Origin of the sequence: Lentibacillus kapialis (assembly GCF_014646635.1) — a bacterium.
In the GTDB taxonomy this organism is placed as follows: domain Bacteria; phylum Bacillota; class Bacilli; order Bacillales; family Amphibacillaceae; genus Lentibacillus; species Lentibacillus kapialis.
Map to the genome: position 1 here is coordinate 26,031 of NZ_BMNQ01000029.1, position 16,554 is coordinate 42,584.

Genomic DNA, 16,554 nt, shown 5'->3' on the forward strand with positions numbered 1-16,554 from the left:
ATTAAATTGAAAAAATATCTGTTACTGATGGTTGGTTTATTGTTTATAGTTGGCTGTAGCTCGGAAAGCGATGGAAACGCTGAAGATGGGGACACTACCCAATGGGCGATGGGAACCTCTTCTTCCGGATCGAGTCCCTATGTTCTTGGTTCTTCAATAAGTAACGTTATAAATAAAAATAGTGATATACTGAATTTATCTGCTCAAGTTACAGGTGGATATGAAGAAAATTTCTCTTTAATAGAAAGCGGAAATGTAGACGTAGCGCAGCAAAACTTATACCAATATAATCTAGCCTATTCAGGGGAAGGCGTATATGAAGGTAAAGAAAAAAAGAATGTAAGTGCCTTGTTTAATGCGTCCATAATGCCGGTGCAAATTGCAGTGTTGGCAGAATCAAACATTGAAAGCTATAAAGACTTAGAAGGAACTCGGTTTAATATGGGCGCTCCAAGACAGGCTACGCATAATGTTGCTTCAATTTATTTAGATACAATTGGCCTTTCTAAAGAAAAAGATATTGAAGCTGGTGTGCAATCAACGGGCGATGCAGCCGCAGCTCTTCGAGATGATCAACAAGATGCTGTCTTTCTACTTTCTAACGTACCTCATTCGGGACTGATTGAAACTGCTTCTACTAAACCAATAGACTTGGTCTCTATTGAAGGCGAAATGGCGGATAAGTTTATCGAGAATTTAAATAATTCAGTTGTTAAGACAACAATTCCTGCGGATACTTATGAAGGTCAAACAGAGGATGTTGAAACTGTAGCTTTCCCTATTGTGCTTTACGTGGATGAGAGTGCTTCTGAAGAAGTAGTATATGAATTCACAAAGACATTTTGGGAGAATCTCGAGCAATTGCAAGAGGAATTGCCAGCTACTGAAAATCTGACTCGGGATTTAGCAACTGAAGGAATTCAAGCACCACTTCATCCAGGTGCAGAAAAATATTTCAAAGAAACAGGAATGATGGAGTAGTTAAAATGAATATAAAGGGGGCATCTCTTTCTGAAAAACAAAAAGAGATATTGTCTCATCAACATGAACTTTTCTAACTTGAAGTTAAATTTATTAATACAAAATACTATAGGCGGTGTATTTCTTGGTTTCGATTACCACTTCAAGCGTAACAACACAAGTTACGGATGCGATAAGAGATGCGATAATAAAGGGCAAATATAAACCAGGCGAGAAATTATCAGAGGCTTTACTATCAGAGTACTACGAGGTTAGCAGAACACCTATTAGAGAGGCCTTTAAACGACTTAGTATTGAAGGGTTAGTAGAAGTGAAGCCCCGTGTAGGGACTCGTGTTACTAAGCCTACAGAAAAGGAATTGACCGAACTATTTGCTGTCAAAGAAGTTTTAGAGGGTCTTGCTGCGAAATTGTTAGCTGAAAAGGAGAACAATACAGGTATAGAGCAATTGGAACATTCGATTAAAAGGATGGAAGATGCATTAGAAAGCTCTGACTACAATATATTTGTAGAAGCAAACGATAATTTTCACAAATTCATCAGAGCTGAATCGGAAAACTCTAAATTGAATTTTTTTCTTAATTCACTGCTAAATCAAATTTCTTATAATAGATATGTTCATTTAAGTATTGAACAACCTAATAGGTTAGAAGAATCAATAATGGAGCATAAAAGGGTTTTAGCGGCAATTAAAAGTTCAAATCCCGCAGAAGCTGAAAAGTATATGCGTGAACATGTAAAGGCTAGTGGCCAGGTACTCAAAAAAGGAGTAGCTAAGGAATTATATGAATAGGAATATTTTAAGGAGGTTTATATTTATGTTAAAAGTTAGAAAGACTTTAACGGTTGAAGAGGAAACAATGATTGAGGGAGGAAAAACAGTTGAGGAACCCATTAAAATGGTTGCGGCAATAGCTGTCATTGAGAACCCATGGGGTGGTCAAGGTTTTGTCGAAGATTTAAAACCTAAAATAAATCAGTATGCACCTGAGCTGGGTGAACTGTTAGTTAAAAACTTATTAGACACAATTGGTGGACCTGAGGAGGTTCAGGCATTTGGAAAGGCTGCGACGGTGGGAGTAGAAGGGGAGATAGAGCATGCCTCAGCATATATTCATACTTTGAAGTTTGGAAATAAATTTAGAGATGCTGTAAATGGTACGAGTATTTTAAGTTTCACAAATAAACGTGCAGGTCCTGGTTCAAATATAACTATCCCTATGGTCCATAAAACTGATGAATCTAAGCGGTCTCATTATCTTACATTTGAGGTAAACTTGGCAGACGCTCCGAGATCTAACGAGATCGTAGTAGCAATCGGCGCTGCCAATGGAGGACGACCACATCCAAGAACAGGAGATAGACATACGGATATGAAAGAAATGGGATTGGATTAGGTGAGTATATGAGTGAAGGTTATATAAGAAGAATTAACTTTATTGAGAAAGGAAATGGACCTCCTGTTATATTAATACATGGTGTGGGTCTTGACCACACCATGTTTCGTCATCAAATTGACTTTCTCTCTCTCTCTTATAAGGTGATAGCCTACGATATGTTAGGTCATGGGAAATCAGAAAATCCTGATGGAAGCTACCAATTATTACATTTCGTTGATCAACTAAATCAGCTACTCATGGAATTGAAAATTGAAAGAGTCAATATAGTTGGATTTTCAATGGGGGCAATGGTTGCTCAGTTATTTGCTATACGTTTCCCCGAAAAAGTAATTTCTCTTTGTATTATGAGCGCTGTTGCAAATAGAAATGAGGAACAACAACAAAATATCATGAAAAGAGTGGAACAAGTTAAAGAGAACGGACATTTATCAACTATAGATGCCGCACTTTCCAGGTGGTTTACCCAATATTTTGCTCTTGTTAACACAGATTTAGTAAATGAAGTAAGATCAACTCTCGAGAATAATGACTCAGAGGCATATTTAAAGGCATATTCACTGTTTGCTTTATCAGATCAGGATTTATGGCACCAGTTAGGTTCGATCACATCTCCTACCTTAATTGTAACTGGTGAGAAGGATACAGGGTCCACCCCTGACATGGCCATGCAAATTGGGGAAAAGATTCACAATTCCAGAGTTGTGATTGTTCCATTTGTTAAACATATGCTGCCCATGGAAGGGAAAAAAGAGCTTGAGCATCACTTATTAAAATTTTTGAATGAAAATAATTTTAACTAGTTAGGGGTTGCTGAACGATTTTCAAACAGCCCATTTTAGTTCTGCAGAAACTCCAAAACATCGTAGTAAAAAATGATAAAAAAGAAGGCGGAGTCTGCGCTCCAGGTTCATCACCAGCAGTTGTATGGAAATGACCGTCTCACTTGTTTGTTGAAGGCGTGCGAAAATAAGCCCCATTCCATAGTGGCGATTGCCTTCGATTTCGTTTCGTTCCGCGGCATCCTGTTTGACCAGTTGTTTTTGTATTTGGGCCTTATCTTTCGATGGACGTCCAAGGGCAGGACCACTGAGACGGATCCCTTTTTACTTACAGTATTGACGGTTCTCACGGTTTCGATAGATCTGATCGGCAAGTATGGCTTCCGGATAATGACCAAACCGGCTTTTATACCTTTCGGCAGACTCTTGAAGCGTCGTGCCTTCGTTGTAGTTGTCCCAGCCAAGGTTATCCATCAATGAATAGCCGTTCATCCAGCTGACGGAAACCTTGGCGCCAAATTCCGTGCCGGCTTTGGTCTTGCCGCGCGCAATCGGACGTACATGGGGCTGTGAAATACTGACGATCCGATCATCGATATGCTTTGAGCGTTTATCATACATGTCACGCTGCTGACGGCACAATTCACTAATAACCAAGATTGCTTGTATTCCTGCTTTGTCAATAACGATAAATGGCTCTCTTCCTTGAGTTTGGAGACAATTTTTAAATCCCGTTCAACGAATCCTAGCTGTTTTCCAATCGCTTTGCGCATTTTTCTGGTCTTTGGTTTACGCTGTTTGGCAACACTTTTCGGGCCTTCTGACGATATGTGCGGGGCTTTTTCTTCTTTCCGCGATGCGGTGCATGCAGCACATAAATGATATGTTCTAATTTTTCACGTGCTTCATTTAAAAGACCAAGGTCCGTTGGATAGGCGATATCTGTAGGCGAACAAGTCGCGTCCAGAAGCAACTTCCTTTGATTGGCGGACTGATCATGATTTGGTTGCGAATCAGCGTTTTTTGTGGATGAACTCCCCGATGGTGGGGCATCGTTATCATCTGAATCATCACCCTGATCATCAACCTCCAGATTTCTTCCCAGTTCTTCCATAACGATTGCTTCGTTCAATTGATTGATCATGTCTGCATCAGGCTGCTTGCGAAAGTGCGTCATCATGGAAGCGTCGAAAGGAGGCTCTTCCTGAAATTCGGGCAGGTCAATAAAGTATTGAAGATAGGGGATTTCCGTGAACACTTCAACCGTATCCTGGTCACTTAGCCCTTTGCGTTGTTAAATGTACAACGCATCGAGAGCCATACGAACACTGAATACCTGCTGGCCACGGGATGATCGTTTCATCGTATTGGCATAGGTCTCTTCGAATGTCCACCATGGAATAAGGGTTGCAAGTTTGACCCAACGATTGTTTTTATTCAATTTGCCGCCAAATGGAAGGAAAAAGTCCTCTGGTAAAACAAGCTGGTTTTCGGTCATTTTATACATGCTTCATTGCCTCCAAGTGCAAAGGGTTTTTAAGTAAATCTTAGAAAAGTCCTTGCATCTATATTCGACATAAATCGTCTGAATTCCTTGTTATGAGTGAATTTTTGTTTGTTCAGCAGTCCCTAGTTATTCTGATAATAGTTATAGAACTGATTAAGTGTTACAGTGTTTTCGCTAAGCCAAAACGACCGAAAGTTGACGGTTATGCCTGGCCAGAAGTAGACTAATATAATAACCGAGGATTAACCCTGAGAAAGGAAGGACGCCCCAAATTAAGGAATTAGTGATTGATTAATGGCAAAAACAAAACCCCGTCATTACGGGGTTCTTACACTCTCAAAAAAATCATATTTGTTTGTTATCTCTCTGTAACTCCCAACGTCTTTAATTTGCTCGGAGTTCTTATTATAACACTTACGGTGTGTGGTGCCATTCCCTTCATCCAGCAAAACCACATCATCATTTTTATAAATTTCCCCACAAACAGGACAATGCATTTTCATTTTCTCACCCAATATTGTTGGTTAATTATAGTACAGTTTAATATATCGGATTTAAAAGATATTTCTCATTTTATAACCGGTCACAATTTTGGTAACGTCCGTATCGAAACAATTTGAGATGAACTGAAGCAGAATCGATAATATTCACCTAAACAACTTTTATAGCCTGATACGGTTTCCGGTACTAGTGCTCTTCATTTTTTGTAGAAAATTTAAAAATATATTAGACGAAAGCACAAAGTGGACATGTAATCATATTTAAATTTCTTAAAAAAACCTGTGATAAACATGTGTAATATACAAGAAATATACAAAAGTACCTTTAAATCCCTGTTTTAAAGTATATACCAGTTCTCAAAGCAACCATGCTGTGTCAAAGCTCTCTTTCCTGTGCGGGGAAGAGAGCTTTTTTAATTTAATGCTTTTTCAGTAAGCGGTTTTCTAAAAAAATGTTGCCATTTCTATTATCTCAAGAGTGAAACCTTATTTAACAAATTCTATAAAATACGACACAATGATAATGGTTGAGTGCTATAAAATCGCTGCGGAAATACACGCCGCGCACCATAGAGCGGCTGGTGAGCCCGCGGAAAGAGAGTATATTCCAGCTGTGTCATTAGAGATTCTCGCTAAATGCTGCAAACGAACGCTACTTGTTTGTCGCGGTTTCTATCAATTGCAGTGGGAAAAACCAAGGTATAACGAAAAGAGTCTCATTTCAGTAAAGTAATCGTTTATGTTTTTGTCCGTATAAGCATTTCATTTCATGGTGATTCCCTGTATCATGAACATAACGAAAATAGGCAGGAGGTGTCCCATAGTGACAGATATTAAACGATTATCTTTAACAGATGCTGACAATATTTTTGCCTTATCGCAATTTGCGTTCCAATATGATTTAACAAAAGATGCATTAAATAAGAAAAAGGAAGAAGCAGAGCGCCATATCATTTGGGGATGGATGGCAAATGATCAGCTGGCTGCCAAACTGCACCTCATCCCCCTATCGTGCTATATCAACGGGAGAACGTTTGAGATGGGTGGCATCAGTTCTGTAGCGACGTGGCCTGAGTATCGCAGACAGGGAGCTGTGAGGGACTTGCTGTATCATGCATTACATCATATGCGTCAACACGGACAAACCCTCTCATTTCTGCACCCGTTTTCATTCGCTTTTTACCGGAAATACGGCTGGGAACATACATTTTCGGAAAAGACATACACCATACCAATCACTGTATTAAAGCGGCAATGGCAAGTTTCCGGTTATGTTCGGCGTATTGAAGATGATATCAATGCTTTACATACGGTTTATAGCGAATACGCCAAAAATTTTAACGGGACGCTTGTCCGTGATGAAAAATGGTGGGAACAGCGGGTGTTACGCGGAAACTGGCATAAAGCGGCTGCTTTTGAAGAAAACGGTAATACGGCGGGATATATTCTTTATAACGTGAAAGACGAAAAAGTGACCGTTCATGAACATGCCTTTACCACGCTTAATGCGCAAAAATTACTCCTGCAATTTATTGCGAATCATGATTCAATGGCGGAAAAAGTTGAAATGACCGTGCCGGAAAATGACAATCTGACGTTGCTTGTCGATGAACCCCGGTTTGAGCAAAAAATCACTCCGTACTTTATGGCGCGCATTGTCGATGTTCACGCATTCTTACAAGCATACCCATTCATAAAAGAACTCACTGAAGCGGTGACTTTACATATAACAGATGATTTTTTGCCGGAAAACAATGGTGACTATCAGCTATCACGGACAGAAACCGGCATAAATGTGACTTGTATGCCATGGAACATCAGACAAGATGAAGGTATTGACTGCAGCGTGCAACAGCTCACTTCCATGCTGATGGGCTATAAGCGGCCTTTCGAGCTTTATGCTGCAGACCTGCTCCGAGGGAGGTGGGAACAGGTTCACCAGCTGGAAAATATCATTCCGCATCGGCAAACATATTTCCCGGATTTTTATTGAGTTTTCGGGGAATACGAGCTTTTATTACAAAAAACATTGAAATTAGTGTGATATTTTCATATATTACGTTAAAATAGACAGTAAAACGGTAACAACCATTATTTACTAAAGGAATGTCGTTCATGCTCTATCATGTAAATCCTGTAAAATTCTTTTTTCCAATTGATGATCATTTATTCCGGCTGAAAAAAGCAGAGGCTCTGAAAAATTTGTGGAAAATCAGTTTGTTGCTGATCCTATGCAGTACAGGTGTATATGCCTGGATGGCGCTCCTTGGTGTTGGGTCAGGTATGATTTCTGCCGAGGCAATATCTTTGACTTCATTTGAATATGAGGCGGGCAAGGTTTGGTTCGTGCTGGGACGGATGGTATTTGCCGTCGTTTTTGCTTTATTGGTGCTATTTATTCCATCATTATTCTTTTACTCATTTACGGATATCCCTTTTAAAAAAATCATCATCCTGCAGCAAATTGTTCTTTTTGTCATGCTGGCTGAACGGGTCTTGTGGATACCACTGGCCGTTTATGGTGGGCTGGACTGGTTTGTATCACCATGGTCGTTTGGTATTATAGCTTCATATGTCACCGATACGCTGTGGGTCGTTGTCTTTTTCGGTGCTATTTCACTCTTTCAACTGTGGATTATCTGGTTTCAGGTGAAATTTTTAAACTATCTGTCACCGGTTAAAAAGCCTTGGATTTGGCTGAGTGTGATTTTTATACATATCTTTTACTGGATCGGTACAGCTGCACTGGCATTTCTGGATAGTCATTTGGTAAGTGGGTGGTTTGCATGAGTCGTCGCAAAAAACTTATTTTGACAGTTTCTGTGTTATTTATTGGTATTAATAGTTTGCTTGTATATTTTGATGATAAAGACCGTGTCTCGCGGTTGACATATGTCCGGGATTGGGCTGAAACTGTTGAAAAAGATATGTACGAGACAATCGAAACAACCGCGGTTTTGGCCACTGCTGAAGAGAAAAATGTCTACTTTGCTCAGGAAAAAGGGAGTTTTCAGGAATTCCTTGTTAAAGAAGGGGCTGACGTGGAAACGGGTGATCCGCTGTTCACATACCGGGTTGACAGTTATTTTGAAATAATGGCGGATTTGGAAAGTAAACAACAAAAACTCAACGGAGAAATTCAGGCAATTGAATCGGCGATTGCCTCCATATCAGCTTATCGTATACCGCAAACTGACACGGATACCGAGTTTGATAATGAAGCGGGTACGCTGGAAATGACGCGTAAATCGGTTGATGCCAACTATATGAAAGAACAATATCTGGCTGAAAAGGAAAAAGAACTTGCTCAGAAGGAAGCTGAATTGAAGAGTGTACAGGCACAGATATCCGAACTGGAGACGAACGGTGAGACGATTACGGTAGAAAGTCCCTATCAAGGAAAAGTAAGAGCTATTTCTGATTCACTCGATAACCCTGTTGTGACCATTTGGGGTAAACAGCTGCAGGCAGAAGGTGAGTTAACAGAAACGGAGCGAATGGCAGTTGAACAGAAGATGCCTGTAAAGGTAGATATCAGGGAAAATGAAGCTGTTTTAACGGGAACCTTGGATGCTATAAGTGATTCACCTGAAAACATTAATATCCGTGGCTCGAGTCAGTACGCGTTTGAGGCGGGTTTAAAGGATGAATCCGATCAGCCCGCAGAAAATGATCAGTCGGCACAATCTGAAAGCGCGCCGCAAGCGGAAGAATCTGAAGGACAGACTGACCCCGCACCTGAAGAAGAGACAGAGGAAAATGGTCACCAGGAGGGCGCGCGTGAGACTGACGGGGCAGTTTCAATCAAAGAAGCTGCAGATTCAAATCAGACGTCAGAATCCCCTGAATCAGGGGGGGGAGCCACACCACCAGACACTGAATCAGTTGAACAGGCTAAAGAGGAAAAATCCCGTATGGATCATTTATTGCCCGGTTATCATGCAGATGTCACGATAATAACCGATGAATCCAAAAAGGCAACCGTTGTAAAGCGAAAACAGCTTTTCAATAGTCATTTATGGAAAATGACAAGCGAAGGTCTGCTAATTAAGCAGCAGGTCGAGACAGGCATTCACATGGATGATCTGGTTGAGATGACAGAGGGCACAGCTCCCGGTGAATGGGTTGCTGAAGCAGATAACAGTCAATTTCGTGATGGTGCCGTGTTTATTACGCCATTGAAGCTTGATGACATAGAATGGCAAGATTTGAGTAAATATGATAATGTAAACTGGAAACGCTATATGATTATAGGGTTATTGTCGAGATAAACAGGGAAAAAACAAACAAGGAATGTTGCATTTTGGCTATGGATTATACCTGTTTTTCTAATTAACAGGGGTTTGAGGATGATGTTAGAGCAATTCTTCCAATTGAAAGCAGCCATACTGAAATGGAACTATCCGGTATGTTGACAGTAAAGGAGGGGTATATCTTATGGATTTAGTCTACATAGGTGTTTTAATCATCGCTTTAGCGTTTGCGCTTGTAGTCACTTACGCTTCCCTTGTATTAAAACGCGCAGCAGACACGATGACAAGCCTCAGTCAAACGCTAAACGAAGTGGAACAGAAATTGCATTATATTACACCGGAATTGCGTGAAACGGTGGAGAAAACAGGTTATACTGTAGACGACCTGCAAGATAAAATCAATGCTGTGGATGATTGGTTTGGTACGCTTGAAAATTTGGGCATTTCCATAAATGAGGGAAGCCGATTTGTGAACAAGCAGGCAAAGAACGCCTCATCATATACAACCTCAAAGAATCGAAGCAGGGTGACGCAATCGATCAAATGGGCCGATGTCGTATATAAACTTTATAAAAAAGTGACATGAACATGACTCACAGAAATGATCAACAAATTCAAAAAAAAAAACGGGGAAATGAGGGATAATTATGAGTTTGACCGGAATTGGTGTCGTACTGATTGGAATAGCTTTTCTTGTGATTGCCGTATATGCGGCTTGGACATTGAATAACCTGGCTAACGTGCTTCGGGGAATCGAGAAAACGGTCGATCAGATGCCACAGCAGCTGGATGATATTTTCAGAGAAACAGGCCAAATGCTTAGCCATACAAATGTTACGATTTCAGAAGTGAACGATAAACTGCGCACATTAAGTCCTTTGTTTTACATGGCCAATGATGTGGGTGAGATGTCCAGAAAATTAACCACCCCTCTGGCCAGGTTCAGTATAAATAAGCGCCATAAAAAAACTGAGAATGAAAAGTAAATCCCCTCGTGGCAGGGGATTTACTTATTGGCTTTATTCTTTTGATATAAACCATATCCTAACGCCATGACGCCATAAATACCCTCAAGGTGATAGCGCTCCATCATGGCATTATCTGTTTTATGTTTCATGTCGTCATTGATTTTTGCCATACTATTGAAGAGATGCTCCAATGATTTGCCAATGTTACCGATGATCTGAAAAATCGGCGCAAGTTTGCCAAGTTGTTCATTCAGATGTTTGACCGTATCGTTAGCCGAACTTAAGGCGGTTTTCAAATCTGTTATCATATCAGCCACCTGGTTCGGAAGATTGTCTGTTGTCTTTTGCACACCAGCCAGCACTTTCGTCAGGTTTTGGAGTGGTTTGATCAACAGGAAAACAAGTCCGAGCAATGCAAGGCCAATGATGATGACACCAATTCCTACCCAATCCATATAATTTCTCCTTTTCGATTTGTTATGTCATATACACTTCATTCCTTCTTTTATCTTATCATAAACGAGAAACTCGTCCCATACAATTAAAAAAGCATAATGATAAGGAGCGAACGGTATGGCGCGGTTTAAAAGGATTATTTTATGGGGGCTAGGGGTTATTATTTTGGCGCTGCTTATCCAATTTCCGATTCAACAGGTGGACTCAACATGGCAAACTTGGTCTCTGCCATTGTCAGGAAAGACGATTGTGATTGATCCCGGCCATGGCGGAGCTGACGGGGGAGCGGTTGGCAAAGATGAGACGCTGGAGAAAGATGTTGCGCTGGAGGTTGCCAAAAAAGCGCGGGATTTTCTTCAGCAGTCCGGTGCCCTTGTATATCTCACCCGGGAGGAGGATAAGGATCTTGCCCCGAAAGATACCGAGGGACTGTCACGGCGAAAAGCGGCGGATATTCGTAAACGACTGGCGTTCATTCATAATAAGGAAGCTGATTTTTTTATTACAGTCCATTTAAATGCATTGTCATCCGAGAAATGGCATGGAGCACAAACTTTTTATTATCCCAAACAGGACAAAAGCAAACATCTGGCTGAGATGATTCAGTCTGAGATTATTCGCAATCTGGAAAATACAACACGCGAACCGCTGACACTCAATAATGTTTATTTGTTGAAACATGCAGAAGTACCCGGTGCTCTTGTTGAACTCGGGTTTTTATCCAACGAACATGAATTGGAGCGCTTGAAGCAAGATGCATATCAACGGAAAATGGCAGGGAGTATTTATCAGGGAATATTGCGATACATTACTGAGGAATCTGAACAGGAATAACTTAATCCCTTAAAATCAAGGCTGTTTAACAAAATCAATGATTCAAATCACTTAGAATTTAAGTGTTTTGTGTTATACTGGCGTTGTATGCAAATTACTAAAACGTTGTTGTATATATGCCAGGAAAGGGATGGTGACCAGTCGTGTTATCGAAAGAGGAAATAACAGAACTCCTGAAACCTGTTCAGGATCCGTTTTTACATAAAACGCTGGAGGAAACAGACGGAATTAAAGGGATTAGTATTAAAGAGGAGAAAAAGCATGTCAGTGTAAAAATTGGCATTGCTAAAACGAATACCGCAGAACAAATGGACCTGCAACAGGAAATCGTCGGTATTTTGAAGAAAAATGGTGCATCAACCGTCGGACTTCGTTTTGAACAATTGCCTGATGAGGTTATCCAGCAATTTCAGCCGGCTGCAGAAGCAGAAAAGGAAAAATCGCTCCTGGGCGTCAGCAAACAGCCTAACTTTATAGCTATTTCAAGTGGTAAAGGGGGCGTTGGAAAGTCAACGGTGACCGTCAACTTGGCGGTGTCATTGATGCGCTTGGGTAAAAAAGTCGGTATCATTGATGCAGACATTTACGGATTCAGTATACCGGATATGATGGGCATTGAAAACAGGCCACAAGTTCGCGGTGAAAAGATTATTCCGGTCGAACGTTTTGGGATACAAGTCATCTCCATGGGCTTTTTTGTAGAGGATAATTCACCAATCATTTGGCGGGGACCAATGCTTGGAAAAATGCTGAATAGTTTTTTCAAGGAAGTCGAATGGGGCGATTTGGATTATCTGCTGCTTGATCTTCCGCCGGGAACCGGTGATATTGCTATGGATGTCCATGAATTGATTCCCTCGGCCAAAGAAGTGATTGTTACCACACCCCACCCTTCAGCAGCATTTGTGGCGGCACGCGCCGGACAAATGGCGATTAAGACAGAACATGAAATCCTTGGGGTCATCGAAAACATGGCGTATTACGAAAGTAAGAAAACCGGGGAGAAAGAGTATGTGTTTGGTCAAGGCGGCGGGCAAAAACTAGCGGACGTACTGCAGACGAAAGTGATGGGCAACCTGCCACTGCAGCAGCCATATGAGGAAGAGGATGAATTTTCGCCGTCCGTTTATCAAGAAGACCATCCGCTTGGCAAGGAGTACCATAAAATAGCATCTAAAATTGTTGCGAAAGTGGAGGAATAATTGCAAGCTAAGGCACATGCATACGTTGATTTAAAAAGAGGTGGCATCTGAGGTGGTCCAATACCATTTGGGCTCACCCGGTTTTGCCACCTCTTTTTATGGATCATGATTAAAAACGTCGTAAGGGTGTTATGATCCTCCGCCGTTCCCGCTGGATCCACCACTCCCCGAATTGCTACCTTGCTGGGATTTTTGACCTTTCTGCTTGCCTTGTTCTTCAGCAGCCTTCAACAGTATTTTGCTTATTTTTTCCTGAAAAATCGGCGTTTCAAGTGTTTGCTGAATTTTTTTCTCCAGATGTTTGCTGAATTCCTGACTCTTCATAACACTCATCATTTGTTCGGTCATCTGAGGATCTTTCATCAGATCAAGCATTTGCTGCTGGAATTCTGAGTCTTTCATTAGTTCCTTCATCAATTTTTTTTGTTCATCAGCCATAGACTGGGCAAATGTTTTAACAAACGCCGGATCTTCAAACAGCTTCTTCCAAATGTCAGTCGCTTTATCTGAGGAGAGAACTTCCTTTACTGATTTTTTAACAGCATCAGAATCCATAATAAGCTGCTGTTGCATTTTTTTATCGCTCAGGATTTCCTGAAGAGCTTTCTTCCCGTCCTCGGTTTGTAATATGTCAACAACCATTTTTTTCGTCGTGTCATAATTGGCTTCTTCTCCAGATGCACCTTGTCCAGTACATCCGGAGATAAATGCAGCGGAAAGTAGGAAAAGGGAAACCAAAGTGGTTCGGAACATATTCAAATCCTCCTTCCTGTCATGTTTAATATGTGTCAAAACACCAAAAAATATGTATATATAGAAGTAAAAAGGACGCGTTCATGCTAAAATATATGAAGAATGTCGAGCATGCTTTAGGAGGAAATGTATTTTGAATAGTCGAAAGCTGACAGGTTTGTTTTTGAAAACGTTACTGATTGGCGGGGTGGCAGGATTACTTACCAGTTTTTTTGTCAAACCGGCATCTTATACAGATAATTTTGCCCCATTTGATGCTTTTGAACTCATCGGTGTTATTCTCTTTTTTCTCGGACTCGGTTTTGTATTCAGCGCTGTCAGTCAAACTGGTTTTTTTGCGTATTTGTTTATAAACCGGTTCGGACTCAGTTTGTTTAGGACGTTTTGGCCAACGGTTCAAGTGCTGCTGATTACATTTGTTGTGTTTGACTTGATTTACTTTCCATACAATGATTCGGGTGGTCAGGTATCCATATTTTGGTTTGTTTTAATGGCTGCAGTCATTCTTGGCTACGGCTGGGTCGTATCGGAAATTAAAGCACGTGAGACGAACCGGAGGGCATTTATCCCGGCCCTTTTTCTGATGGTTGTCATGACGACTGTCGAATGGGTACCGGGTCTGAGTACTACTGGCACGGATTATGCATGGCTGATGATCATACCGCTGCTTGCTTGCAATACCTATCAATTGCTCATGTTACACCGTTTAACGGAATCGGACGGAAAAACGAGAGCAAATTCTTCTGTAAAAGCAGGGGCAGATAAGACATAACAAAAGCCCGGTGTGCACGTTAGCACATCGGGGCTTTTGTAGTTCTGGGCTGGCGGAAAAGGCGCTTTATCTTTGGTGTTACTCCGCAAGCTTTGATTCGGCATGTGCTTGGTTGATCAGCTCGGATATGCCAACAAATTTAAACCCTTTATTTTTAAGACCGGGGAGTATTGTCTCCAACGCTTCAGCTGTCTGCTTAACAGAATCAGAAGCATGCATTAAAATAATATCCCCGTTGGTTGTTTCTTCCATGACCATATCTGTCATTTTTTGCGTCCCAGGATTTTGCCAATCATTTGGATTAACATTCCAGTGTGTAACTGTGAATCCCTGGTCTTCAGCCAATTCAATAATATCTTTGTTAAAATGGCCATTTGGCGGCCGTAACAGTTTCATGTCTTCATAACCGAGTTTGTCGAACACCTCTTTTGCTTCCAATAAATCACGACGTACGTCGTCCAGTTCCTGATCGAGGTAACTTTTGTAGCGGTAGCCGAGCATGCCGAGTTCATGCTCTTGGTCTGTTATCTTTTCTAAAATTTCCGGATGGCGTTCAGCCCATTCACCGCTAACAAAAAAAGTGGCTTGCACCTGATGCTGCTTAAGTTTTTTCAATATGTCATGAACCTTTTCTTCACCCCAGCTGATATTGAATGTCAATGAAATATCCGGCTCATCAGCATTTCCTTTGGTTAAAGCAGATGGCTCGCTTCCTGATAGAATCGAGAATGCCCCGTAGCGCTCAAACCATAGGAACAAGGCAGCAAACAGTGCCAATAGAATCACGATTGTATAACGTTTCCACTTTTTAAGCGTCATCACATAAAAATGATCCATTATATCATTCCTCTCAAACAGCTTTAATATATTCTATGAGCGAAAAGGCTTAATATGAACAAGCTATATAGGAATTAAGTGAAACGTAAATTTTTCCTTGTAACGTCAGAAAGTATAAATTATGGATGACCTTATAAGAAAAGCTTCGGCATTCGCTATAAGACGAGGCGAATGCCGAGTTTTTCTAAGCAGTTAAGAAAGTATAGATTATTTCTTACTGCATAAGTGCAACTAAGGCTTTCGCCATTAAAGCTTGGCGATAAGCCAAGTTTTCTAACTGCATTTTAGGAAGCAAAACGGGGGATATAAGGTCAAACGCCTAACATTTTCTGTCCAATTCATATAGGAGAATGGGTGATATTTAAAAAAAAGCGGATATAAAAATAAAAAATTGGGGAATAGTATAGTCTGTGCAAGGCAAATTAACTGTATATTTATAACATGAATTTCGCCAAAGGATAGGTTATTATTTTGAACAAGAAGGTCAGGTGTTACAATGCTTGGATTTTTGATAAATGATGAAGAACAAAGAGAAATGGAATATTTAATAAAACGGGAGCTAGAAGAACTATTAATGGATATGGAGGATTATCGAATCGACCAAATAGTCAAAAACTCCATGAAGGAGCGGTATCAGACCGTATTTAATTTGTATCGCCGTATTGCGAGCAAAGAGGAATGCATTAAGTATATGCCGAGGCGCACTGGTAACCAATAAATGATGCTGAGCGCCACTTCCTGTCTAAAACGCCGATTAATAAAATATAAGGGCTCCATGATAGGTATACTGATCATTCATTCTCTAAGCTAAGCAGCATAGTTTCTTTAAAGCGAAGATAGTTACTGGATTAGCAAGTTTTTTGTTAATGTTGTTTATGTATCGTTTTCTGATGAAATCCAGTCCTGTTTGCAGCTGCTCCGTACAGTTAGAGCGTATGAATTAATATAGTCACGCAGGTTATAGGTTAATCGTCATATAGGGGCGTCTTTAAATTTTCTTTAAGATTTTTTGATTTTCCTATTGAATGAGGCAAATTATTGTGCTATATTATTTTTTGTTGTCAGCAAAACATAACATATTTCAGCAGTGACATTCACAATTTAAATTGCTTTAAAAAGTTATTGACATTTTGTTGCGACCATGATAAATTATAATTCGTCGCTTAAAACAGCGGTGAAAAATTGATCCTTGAAAACTGAACGAAACAACCAGTATGACAAAGATGTCAGAGGTAAGCGGCCATTCGTCGGAACGTTTGTTTTGACGAAAGGGCCATCAACCCCTGAATGGATTTTTTGGCAAGAAAGCCAT

Annotated in this window: 16 protein-coding genes and 1 pseudogene; 13 read left to right on the forward strand and 4 right to left on the reverse strand. The window is 40.6% G+C overall.

All coding sequences use genetic code 11. The features are described from left to right. Positions 1 to 6 precede the first annotated feature (6 nt). The 4 genes from IEW67_RS10645 (at position 7) to IEW67_RS10660 (ending at position 3,181) form a co-directional block, all read left to right on the forward strand. Complete coding sequence (locus tag IEW67_RS10645; protein WP_188633053.1) at positions 7 to 981, forward strand: TAXI family TRAP transporter solute-binding subunit; 975 nt, start codon at positions 7 to 9, stop codon at positions 979 to 981. A 124-nt stretch (positions 982 to 1,105) separates the two neighbouring features. Beyond that, positions 1,106 to 1,774 (forward strand): GntR family transcriptional regulator, encoded by a 669-nt coding sequence (locus IEW67_RS10650; protein WP_229671748.1) that lies wholly within the window; start codon positions 1,106 to 1,108, stop codon positions 1,772 to 1,774. A 25-nt stretch (positions 1,775 to 1,799) separates the two neighbouring features. After that, on the forward strand, positions 1,800 to 2,378 hold the full coding sequence (locus IEW67_RS10655) for an amino acid synthesis family protein (RefSeq protein ID WP_188633055.1): 579 nt from the start codon (positions 1,800 to 1,802) through the stop codon (positions 2,376 to 2,378). Positions 2,379 to 2,386: 8 nt separating this feature from the next. Beyond that, positions 2,387 to 3,181: an alpha/beta fold hydrolase gene (locus IEW67_RS10660; RefSeq protein ID WP_188633056.1), complete on the forward strand. Its 795-nt coding sequence runs from the start codon at positions 2,387 to 2,389 to the stop codon at positions 3,179 to 3,181. 21 nt (positions 3,182 to 3,202) lie between these two features. On the opposite strand, the pseudogene IEW67_RS10665 reads toward IEW67_RS10660, so the two are convergent. Next, a pseudogene (locus IEW67_RS10665) lies at positions 3,203 to 4,667 on the reverse strand (IS5 family transposase). Between the two features lie 1,323 nt (positions 4,668 to 5,990). On the opposite strand from IEW67_RS10665, the gene IEW67_RS10675 reads away from it, so the two are divergent. The 5 genes from IEW67_RS10675 (at position 5,991) to IEW67_RS10695 (ending at position 10,406) form a co-directional block, all read left to right on the forward strand. Continuing rightward, positions 5,991 to 7,160, forward strand: a complete 1,170-nt coding sequence (locus IEW67_RS10675; protein ID WP_188633058.1) for a GNAT family N-acetyltransferase — start codon at positions 5,991 to 5,993, stop codon at positions 7,158 to 7,160. A gap of 122 nt (positions 7,161 to 7,282) precedes the next feature. Further along, entirely contained in the window at positions 7,283 to 7,957 is a 675-nt protein-coding gene (locus tag IEW67_RS10680) for a hypothetical protein (protein ID WP_188633059.1), read from the forward strand. Next, the gene (locus tag IEW67_RS10685) at positions 7,954 to 9,438 is read left to right on the forward strand and encodes an efflux RND transporter periplasmic adaptor subunit (RefSeq protein ID WP_188633060.1); all 1,485 of its coding nucleotides are present in this window, start codon (positions 7,954 to 7,956) and stop codon (positions 9,436 to 9,438) included. The genes IEW67_RS10680 and IEW67_RS10685 overlap by 4 nt, the downstream gene beginning before the upstream one ends. Before the next feature lie 166 nt (positions 9,439 to 9,604). Then, complete coding sequence (locus IEW67_RS10690; RefSeq protein ID WP_188633061.1) at positions 9,605 to 10,006, forward strand: DUF948 domain-containing protein; 402 nt, start codon at positions 9,605 to 9,607, stop codon at positions 10,004 to 10,006. Positions 10,007 to 10,067: 61 nt separating this feature from the next. Continuing rightward, positions 10,068 to 10,406 (forward strand): DUF948 domain-containing protein, encoded by a 339-nt coding sequence (locus tag IEW67_RS10695; RefSeq protein WP_188633062.1) that lies wholly within the window; start codon positions 10,068 to 10,070, stop codon positions 10,404 to 10,406. Between the two features lie 20 nt (positions 10,407 to 10,426). Here the strand turns inward: IEW67_RS10695 and IEW67_RS10700 are convergent, their stop codons facing one another. Further along, entirely contained in the window at positions 10,427 to 10,843 is a 417-nt protein-coding gene (locus IEW67_RS10700) for a DUF948 domain-containing protein (RefSeq protein ID WP_188633063.1), read from the reverse strand. Between the two features lie 118 nt (positions 10,844 to 10,961). Between IEW67_RS10700 and cwlD the strand changes: the two genes are divergently transcribed. Both cwlD and salA read left to right on the forward strand, forming a co-directional pair. Then, a complete protein-coding gene (gene cwlD / locus IEW67_RS10705; RefSeq protein ID WP_188633064.1) occupies positions 10,962 to 11,678 on the forward strand; it encodes an N-acetylmuramoyl-L-alanine amidase CwlD in 717 nt (238 codons plus the stop codon). 143 nt (positions 11,679 to 11,821) lie between these two features. Continuing rightward, positions 11,822 to 12,880 (forward strand): iron-sulfur carrier protein/transcriptional regulator SalA, encoded by a 1,059-nt coding sequence (gene salA / locus IEW67_RS10710; RefSeq protein ID WP_188633065.1) that lies wholly within the window; start codon positions 11,822 to 11,824, stop codon positions 12,878 to 12,880. Positions 12,881 to 13,009: 129 nt separating this feature from the next. On the opposite strand, the gene gerD is transcribed toward salA, so the two are convergent. Beyond that, positions 13,010 to 13,633 (reverse strand): spore germination lipoprotein GerD, encoded by a 624-nt coding sequence (gerD, locus tag IEW67_RS10715; RefSeq protein ID WP_188633066.1) that lies wholly within the window; start codon positions 13,631 to 13,633, stop codon positions 13,010 to 13,012. Between the two features lie 133 nt (positions 13,634 to 13,766). On the opposite strand from gerD, the gene IEW67_RS10720 reads away from it, so the two are divergent. Then, complete coding sequence (locus tag IEW67_RS10720) at positions 13,767 to 14,405, forward strand: KinB-signaling pathway activation protein (protein WP_188633067.1); 639 nt, start codon at positions 13,767 to 13,769, stop codon at positions 14,403 to 14,405. Positions 14,406 to 14,483: 78 nt separating this feature from the next. Here IEW67_RS10720 and pdaB read toward each other — a convergent pair whose 3' ends face one another. Then, on the reverse strand, positions 14,484 to 15,242 hold the full coding sequence (gene pdaB, locus IEW67_RS10725) for a polysaccharide deacetylase family sporulation protein PdaB (RefSeq protein ID WP_188633068.1): 759 nt from the start codon (positions 15,240 to 15,242) through the stop codon (positions 14,484 to 14,486). A 496-nt stretch (positions 15,243 to 15,738) separates the two neighbouring features. Here pdaB and IEW67_RS10730 point away from each other — a divergent pair, with 496 nt between their 5' ends. Beyond that, positions 15,739 to 15,960: a hypothetical protein gene (locus IEW67_RS10730; protein WP_188633069.1), complete on the forward strand. Its 222-nt coding sequence runs from the start codon at positions 15,739 to 15,741 to the stop codon at positions 15,958 to 15,960. Positions 15,961 to 16,554 lie beyond the last annotated feature (594 nt).